The organism is Enterovibrio norvegicus FF-33, from assembly GCF_000286835.2.
GTDB classification, from domain to species: domain Bacteria; phylum Pseudomonadota; class Gammaproteobacteria; order Enterobacterales; family Vibrionaceae; genus Enterovibrio; species Enterovibrio norvegicus_A.
Genome location: NZ_AJYD02000029.1, coordinates 26,777 through 34,921 on the forward strand (window position 1 = coordinate 26,777; position 8,145 = coordinate 34,921).

An 8,145-nucleotide genomic window follows, 5' to 3' on the forward strand; every position below is an offset into this window, starting at 1 on the left:
AATTCATTCGACATGTATGCGTTAGCGAGCTTTACCATCGGCTTAGATGACGGATATAAACGAAGCAAAAGTGCACCCAAATAAAGGCTAATATTGCCCTGTTGCATCGTAGAGGTATAAATATTCGGTAACTCTTGTCGAACTTTGCCGTAAATGACTCCTTGAAACACGGCTATACATCCCCATAATAAGCAAAACCGTCGAGATTGTTGCCCCATTGCTTAACAATGTGGGTTTCAACACAGAGTATTGTGTCGGAGAGAGCATGAACAAAGAAGAAAACAAGATCCAGGAAGACGAATTGCAAAACGAAACTGTTGAAGCAAAAAATGAAAATGTTCTAGATGCTGAAGCAGATGCAATGATTAGCCGGATTGCAGAACTTGAAGCGGCACTTGAAGAAAGTGAAGCCAAAGTTGGAGAGCAGCAAGACAGTGTATTGCGTGCTCGTGCTGACGTAGAAAACATGCGCCGCCGTACTGAGCAAGAAATCGATAAAGCGCGCAAATATGCGTTGGAACGATTTGCGGGTGAGCTACTCCCTGTTATTGATAATATGGAGCGTGCGGTTGAGCTGGCAGATAGAAACGATGACGCCATTAAGCCAATGCTGGAAGGCATCGAGCTTACGCTGAAAACGATGCAAGGCACTATCGAGAAGTTTGGCCTGAAAGAGTTAAACCCTCACGGCGAACCGTTCAACCCAGAATTCCATCAGGCAATGTCTATTCAGGAAAGTGCAGAGCATGCACCTAACACTGTGATGTTGGTGATGCAAAAGGGCTATGAACTGAATGGTCGAGTTGTACGCCCTGCAATGGTGATGGTCTCGAAAGCCGCATCAGGCAACGTTGACGAGCAAGCATAATCGTCCGTTTTAAATAAAAACCCGCTTTTTGCGGGTTTTTTTCTTTTTGCCCCTTGAAAGCGGTAAAGCCGCCCCTATTTATTGTGCATCTAAAGAAAATTAAAAATTTTTCTTGTGCAGGGTTGAACCCTTTATCGCGACCCCCATATAAGGGGTAACGCAACATAGACGTAAGACGAATTTCGGAGAAAACCAAATGGGTAAGATCATTGGTATTGACTTGGGTACCACCAATTCATGTGTAGCAGTACTGGACGGTGACAAGCCACGCGTAATTGAAAACGCGGAAGGCGATCGCACAACGCCATCAATCATCGCGTACACCCAGGACGGTGAAATTTTGGTAGGTCAGCCAGCAAAACGTCAGGCTGTCACTAACCCAGAAAATACGCTGTATGCAATTAAACGACTGATTGGTCGTCGCTTCGAAGATGAAGAAGTTCAACGTGACATCGAAATCATGCCTTTCAAAATTGTGAAAGCTGACAACGGTGATGCTTGGGTAGAAGCGAAAGGCCAAAAAATGGCAGCTCCTCAGGTATCGGCTGAAGTTCTTAAGAAAATGAAGAAAACAGCAGAAGACTTCCTAGGTGAGGAAGTAACGGGTGCTGTTATCACCGTACCTGCGTACTTTAACGATGCGCAGCGTCAAGCAACTAAAGATGCTGGCCGTATTGCAGGTCTAGAAGTAAAACGTATCATCAATGAACCAACCGCAGCTGCTCTGGCATACGGTTTGGATAAAGAAGGCGGCGATCGCACTATCGCGGTTTACGACCTTGGTGGTGGTACTTTCGATATCTCTATTATCGAAATCGACGAAGTTGAAGGCGAGAAAACCTTCGAAGTTCTTGCAACCAACGGTGACACTCACCTAGGTGGTGAAGACTTTGATAACCGTCTGATCAACTACTTGGTTGACGAGTTCAAGAAAGACCAAGGTATCGATCTGCGTAAAGACCCGCTAGCAATGCAGCGTGTTAAAGAAGCAGCAGAAAAAGCGAAAATTGAACTGTCTTCAGCACAGCAAACCGACGTAAACCTGCCATACGTTACAGCAGATGCGAACGGTCCTAAGCACATGAATATCAAAGTGACTCGCGCGAAGCTTGAGTCACTGGTTGAAGATCTTGTTCTTCGTTCACTTGAGCCATTGAAAGTTGCGCTTGCTGATGCAGACTTGTCTGTTAACGACATCAATGACGTTATCTTGGTGGGTGGTCAAACACGTATGCCAATGGTTCAAGCTAAAGTAACGGAATTCTTTGGTAAAGAGCCACGTAAAGACGTGAACCCTGATGAAGCGGTAGCTGTTGGCGCTGCAGTACAGGGCGGCGTATTGTCGGGCGAAGTCAAAGATGTTCTTCTACTTGACGTAACACCACTGTCTTTGGGTATCGAAACCATGGGCGGCGTGATGACTAAGTTGATTGAGAAGAACACGACGATCCCAACGAAAGCTAACCAAGTGTTCTCAACAGCTGACGACAACCAAAATGCGGTAACTATCCACGTACTACAGGGTGAGCGTAAGCAGTCGACGTACAACAAGTCTCTGGGCCAATTTAACCTAGAAGGCATCAACCCAGCTCCACGCGGCATGCCACAAATTGAAGTAACGTTCGATTTGGATGCTGATGGTATTTTGCATGTATCAGCGAAAGACAAGAGTTCGGGCAAAGAGCAGAAGATCACGATTCAAGCATCTGGTGGTCTGAGCGACGACGAAATTGAAAAAATGGTTCAGGAAGCGGAAGCGAATAAAGAAACAGATAAGAAGTTCGAAGAACTTGTTACTGCTCGCAACCAAGCTGACCAGCTAGTTCACGGTACTCGCAAGCAAGTTGAAGAAGCAGGCGATGCTCTGCCAGCCGATGAGAAAGAGAAAATCGAAGCAGCAATCAGTGAACTGGAAGAAGCGCGCAAGGGCGAAGATAAAGAAGCCATTGACGCTAAAGTTCAGGCTCTTATTGCAGCATCTCAAAAGCTGATGGAAGTGGCACAGCAAAAAGCTCAGTCACAAGATGCCGGTGAAGAAACTAAGCAAGACGACGATGTTGTCGATGCAGAGTTTGAAGAAGTCAAAGACGACAAAAAATAAGACTAGCTGATTAGCCGTTTTATTTTGCACGGGCGTAGGAGAAATCTCCTCCGCCCGTAGTTGTATGATGCGAAGCGGGTTAATGTTCGCTTGGTCTAAAAACAGGTGACAAGTAAAACATGTCAAAACGTGATTTTTATGAAGTACTTGGCGTAAGCCGTGACGCCAGTGAACGCGACATTAAAAAAGCGTACAAGCGTCTGGCGATGAAGTACCACCCGGATAAAAATCCAGGTGACGAGACGGCGACGGATAAGTTTAAAGAAGTCAAACTCGCGTATGAGATACTGACTGATGCGCAAAAGCGTGCAGCTTACGACCAATATGGTCATGCGGCCTTTGAACAAGGTGGCGGAGGCGGCGGCTTCGGTGGTGGCGGCAACGCAGACTTCAGCGATATCTTCGGCGATGTGTTCGGTGATATTTTTGGTGGCGGTGGTCGTCGTGGCGGTCAGGCTCGTGCTCAACGCGGTGCCGATTTGCGCTACAACATGGAACTCACACTGGAAGAAGCTGTTCGCGGCGTGAGCAAAGAAATTGATGTTCCGACTTATGTTAGCTGTGATCCTTGCGGTGGCAGTGGTGCAAAACCGGGTTCATCACCACAAACCTGTGGTACGTGTCATGGCCAAGGCCAAGTACAAATGCGTCAGGGTTTCTTTGCTGTGCAGCAGACTTGTCCAACCTGTCATGGTCGCGGAAAAATCATCAAAGATCCGTGTGACAGTTGCCATGGTCAAGGTCGAGTTCAAAAAACCAAAACTCTTAGCGTTAAAATCCCTGCAGGTGTCGACACGGGCGACCGTATCCGTCTGACGGGTGAAGGTGAAGCAGGAGAATACGGTGCGCCAGCAGGCGACTTGTATGTTCAGGTGCATGTTCGCGATCACCATATCTTCACGCGTGATGGCAACAACCTTTACTGTGAAGTACCAGTCAGCTTTACCATGGCAGCATTGGGTGGTGAGGTTGAAGTCCCAACACTTGACGGTCGAGTAAGTCTGAAAGTACCTACTGAAACCCAAACGGGTCGTATGTTCCGCATGCGGGGTAAAGGTGTTCAGTCGGTTCGTGGTGGTGGTCTAGGTGATTTAATCTGTAAGCTGGTGGTTGAAACCCCAGTTAACCTAAGCAATAAGCAAAAAGAATTGTTACGCGAGTTTGAAGAAACCCTGGGTGGGAGTGCAGCTAAAAAGCACAAGCCTAAATCTGAAGGCTTCTTTGATGGCGTGAAGAAATTCTTTGATGACCTGACAAGCTAGAAAGTAACAAATAAAAAGCCGGCGACGTTAAACTCGCCGGCTTTTTTATATCCAGCATTTATTGTTATCGGAAATACCTGCCCCATCTTTTTTAAAGTTTAGTTGCTCTGACGCCGCATTGATTGCCATGGTGTGGCAGTCTTTGTCGTTGTCTTGTCTTGATGTAGATTTGGGTTTGGCGTTTATAACGTAAGCGCTATTGCCAGTGCCACTTGTATCAATCGAAAAATCATATTCTTCTGACACTTTGCATTTGCTGCAAATAAGTTTCTTGTTATCGGGAAAGGTCCAATTATTTTCAGTGAAGAACTGCTCAGTGTGAACTTGAAGTTGATAAAGATCGACTTGTACTCGGCTTCGTTCTGACTTGACCAAATAACTCCCCATTGCAGGAATTGCAATAGTGGCTAACGCGCCAACGATGGCAACCGTTATCAATATTTCGATCAATGTCATGCCTGTGTGTAATGTTCGTTTTCTCAGCATCATTTTTTATTTCGCTATACGAAAAATTTGTATTGAATCCAAAGAGCTAAATTATCGCTGTGGTAGTATCCAGACAAGTTACGTTAAGGACATTGGACGTTTGTTGTGGGTAATTGGAATCGAACACGCGGATTTAGCTTGATTGAAATGATAACTACGCTATCAGTGTTGGCGGTGGTCACAGCGGTTACTGTGCCAAGTTACGTTTCTTCGCATAAAGCCGCGCTGGTGGAGAGCAAAGCGACCCAGTTATTGAGCATGTTGGAAATTGGCCAGTCTGAATCGATAAAGCGTCATAGCATTATTTACGTTCATTATGTACCTGTCACTGAAGCTAAGAATGGTTGTATTGGTTTAAGCACCAAATCAGACGTGGGTGATTTTAGCTGCACAGCCAGTGAGGGGTTGCAAAAATTCATCATTGAAAGTGGTGGTAGTGTGACGGTCCAAGAGCCGGAGATTACATCCGCCGAAAAGCTATTCTATTTTTCCCCAAAGAATGGTCTTCCCTCTGTTGATAAAACAGTAAAACTCGCAAAAGGATCAGAGACTGGTAATGAATCAGGAATTCTCATCCGTAGGTATTCGGGTTTAAAAGGATGTAGCAACACCACTGTTACCGGCTGGGAGGCCTGTTCATGACTATGAGGAAAGAAGCCTCTGGGTATACCTTAGTTGAACTGATGGTAGGCCTGACAGTCAGCTTGATTGTTTTGGCTTCTTCAACCGCCTTGTTTTCTGTGAGCACCAATATGGGCTCTGCGCACTTACAGAGAGATTTCTTACGTTCTCAGCTAAACCTCATTGCCAACACGTTGAAAAATGATATCGCAAGGGCTGGTTTTTGCTACGACTGTGCGTCGTCCAATCCTTTTATTGTTAAAGATGCGGCCGGATTAGCTTCCTCGATACTTATTGATGACAGCGCCACTCAAGTAACAAAGGGCTCATGTATTCGTTTTGCCTATAACCATGACAAAAGAGCTGGAGTAATGACGCCTGGCAAAGATGATGCGATGGGGTATCGATTGGGGAAAGATCCTGACGATAACCAAGTTATTGAAATATACGAGAACTGGAAAGCGCTAACCAACTGGAAATGTGACAGCGGTTATTGGCGAGACATGACCTATGACCGACTTGAAATTACCGATTTAACGTTCAAACGTGCGTATTACGAAGCTGTTGTTGGTTCGAATAAGCTTCAATCAGTCGAAGTGAAAATATCCGCCTCACTGAAGTCAAACAGTGCCATTTCAGATTCAGTGTCTTTTACTGTTTCTGTGCCTAACGTGGATGGGTAATAACGATGAATAAAGATAAAGGAATGGCGACACTGGCAGTGGTTAGTGGTGTATTGGTTATGGTGGCATTATTTGCAGTATCAGTAGCAAGCTCAGGGTACGGTGAAATTAAAAAAGCACAAAATTTGCTGATTGATGCTGAGCAGCGAGCGAAGGCGAAAGCAGGGCTGGATTGTGCGATCGCGGTGTTTGAGCAGTTAAACCTTAATCCAGAAGCAGCTAATTTCGAGGATAACTTCAACCTATGCGAAGGCTTAACGCGAAGCTCTATAAGTCTTTCAACGAAACCAAACCATTGGGTTTTAAGTTCTTCAGCAGACTACGCCGAGTCTAGTATCGTAATCAAACTAACTGGTAGTGAAGCTGCTGCGTTCAAAACGACAGGGAGTTTAACTCTAGAAGGTGGTCATGATTGGAAGTCAGTTAAAGGGAATTCGCACGGGGATAAGCTCACCTGCACAGCAATCATTGCTGGAGGCTCGGTTACTATAGATGTCGGAAGCAGCGACGGAGCGTCGTTCAACACCGTGACACCTGAATGCGCTGATGATTATAGTACAAACATTACCTCTCACAGTCCGGCTGTCACCGATAAGTTTGAGCACGACATATTAGTAGGAAAAAACACTGACGGAAGTAGCCAAATGGACTTGTTTAAAGAGCTATTTGGTGTTCCTAGAGAGCAATATCAGACTGTAATAACAAAATATAAGCCTAAGCAGATCAACACAGATAGTATTGGAATGACTATGTGCGGAGCGACTATCAAAGGAGAAGTTGATAAAGGAGATAATTCTTCAAGCGTTTCAGACCTTATTTGGGTTACGGGTGACTGCCTTCTTGATGGAATAACACATGTCGGTACAGACAACAAACCTGTGACAATTGTTATTCAAAATGGGATAGCTGCTGTAAATGGAGGGGTTGATGGGTTTAAAGGTACAATTTTCCAATACACAGATAGCTCAATGACAGGAGATATGCGTCTTTCTTCCTGGGGTGTTGATGAAGATAAAAATGGTCATCTGTCATGTGCTGCGGACTCTCCAACTAATGTTTTATGTAGTGAGTTGATAAGGTCTGAGGGTATGACAAAAGATAGTTGGAAGTCACTGTCATTGTTTTTTAGGGGAGCATTTACAAGTACAGGAAGTTACATGGTTGATGTGCCAGGAGGAACTTCGATTATTCGAGGTTCATTTAGTGGTGGAGCGACAGATGACCCTAAAGGATACTTTTCGGGTAAGCCTAAGTTAGTAAAAGGCAGTATTCATGACTTCTAATCGCGGTTTTTCACTTATTGAAGTGTTAATTTCTGTCGTGGTGGTGGTGTTGTCAGGTATTGGAACGCTAAAGCTCTATAGCTATATGGAAGTAGAAAAAAGCAATGCAGTGATGATGATAGAAGCAAAACGAATTGCAGAGAATCAAGCCTCATTGCTTCAAGCCATCAATACGAGAGGCAATCCTGATTGTGATGGTAAAACGATTGATGATATCGAATCGTGTGTATTCACTCCTAAGGATGAACGTTTTACCTTATCTATATCTAATGAACCATCTCTTAACCTCCCTACTTCTGGTAGCACTGTGGCTGAGCTTTATGCCAAAATTCTTAAGGTGGAAGTGAGCTGGAAAGACCGTAGTGGTGTAGATCGACAGGTCAATCTGCCCGTTACAGTATCTAAATACACCAACCTGCTTGAATAATGCGCGAACAATACTGTTTTGTGATGTTTTTCACAGAAAGCCCTTGCCAAGATCTGAAGCCTCCCTATAATGCGACCTCACTGACACGGAGCGCGGCGCCAACTAAGGCATTGCACACCCAATCAGTACGGCGAAAACGGCTTCAAAACTGAATGGAAATAAACGCTTGACGTTAACGACCCAATCAGTAGAATGCCTGCCTGCTTCAACGGGAAAGCCCAGTGCTTATCGCGGTTGAAGGAAGTCAACAAGACGTTTTGGAAGCGGTGAGCAGCACGCTGAAAAATCTCAAAATTTCTTCTTGACTTCATCGCCTGGCAGCGTAGAATTCGCAGCCCTGACGATGAGAAGACTACTCCAAAAGAGCAGCTTCTACAGTCAACGTTCTTTAACAATTTGACCTATACAATCTGT

General features: G+C 45.0%; 8 protein-coding genes. 7 read left to right on the forward strand and 1 reads right to left on the reverse strand.

The genetic code is table 11. The features are described from left to right. Positions 1 to 265 precede the first annotated feature (265 nt). The 3 genes from grpE (at position 266) to dnaJ (ending at position 4,231) form a co-directional block, all read left to right on the forward strand. Positions 266 to 868 carry a nucleotide exchange factor GrpE gene (grpE, locus tag A1OO_RS07105; protein ID WP_016960551.1) on the forward strand — a complete coding sequence of 201 codons (603 nt, stop codon included), beginning with the start codon at positions 266 to 268 and terminating at the stop codon, positions 866 to 868. A 196-nt stretch (positions 869 to 1,064) separates the two neighbouring features. Then, the gene (gene dnaK, locus A1OO_RS07110) at positions 1,065 to 2,969 is read left to right on the forward strand and encodes a molecular chaperone DnaK (RefSeq protein WP_016960550.1); all 1,905 of its coding nucleotides are present in this window, start codon (positions 1,065 to 1,067) and stop codon (positions 2,967 to 2,969) included. Positions 2,970 to 3,088: 119 nt separating this feature from the next. Next, positions 3,089 to 4,231, forward strand: a complete 1,143-nt coding sequence (gene dnaJ / locus A1OO_RS07115; protein WP_016960549.1) for a molecular chaperone DnaJ — start codon at positions 3,089 to 3,091, stop codon at positions 4,229 to 4,231. A 45-nt stretch (positions 4,232 to 4,276) separates the two neighbouring features. On the opposite strand, the gene A1OO_RS07120 is transcribed toward dnaJ, so the two are convergent. Further along, the gene (locus tag A1OO_RS07120) at positions 4,277 to 4,720 is read right to left on the reverse strand and encodes a type IV pilin protein (protein ID WP_017005057.1); all 444 of its coding nucleotides are present in this window, start codon (positions 4,718 to 4,720) and stop codon (positions 4,277 to 4,279) included. Between the two features lie 102 nt (positions 4,721 to 4,822). Here A1OO_RS07120 and A1OO_RS07125 point away from each other — a divergent pair, with 102 nt between their 5' ends. The 4 genes from A1OO_RS07125 to A1OO_RS07140 are packed head-to-tail and all read left to right on the forward strand — an operon-like array spanning position 4,823 to position 7,731. Beyond that, positions 4,823 to 5,359: a pilus assembly FimT family protein gene (locus A1OO_RS07125; RefSeq protein WP_017005058.1), complete on the forward strand. Its 537-nt coding sequence runs from the start codon at positions 4,823 to 4,825 to the stop codon at positions 5,357 to 5,359. Beyond that, positions 5,356 to 6,021, forward strand: a complete 666-nt coding sequence (locus tag A1OO_RS07130) for a prepilin-type N-terminal cleavage/methylation domain-containing protein (RefSeq protein WP_017005059.1) — start codon at positions 5,356 to 5,358, stop codon at positions 6,019 to 6,021. The genes A1OO_RS07125 and A1OO_RS07130 overlap by 4 nt, the downstream gene beginning before the upstream one ends. A gap of 5 nt (positions 6,022 to 6,026) precedes the next feature. Beyond that, positions 6,027 to 7,304 carry a hypothetical protein gene (locus A1OO_RS07135; protein ID WP_017005060.1) on the forward strand — a complete coding sequence of 426 codons (1,278 nt, stop codon included), beginning with the start codon at positions 6,027 to 6,029 and terminating at the stop codon, positions 7,302 to 7,304. After that, entirely contained in the window at positions 7,294 to 7,731 is a 438-nt protein-coding gene (locus A1OO_RS07140) for a prepilin-type N-terminal cleavage/methylation domain-containing protein (protein WP_017005061.1), read from the forward strand. Before A1OO_RS07135 ends, A1OO_RS07140 begins: the two co-directional genes overlap by 11 nt. Positions 7,732 to 8,145: the final 414 nt, after the last annotated feature.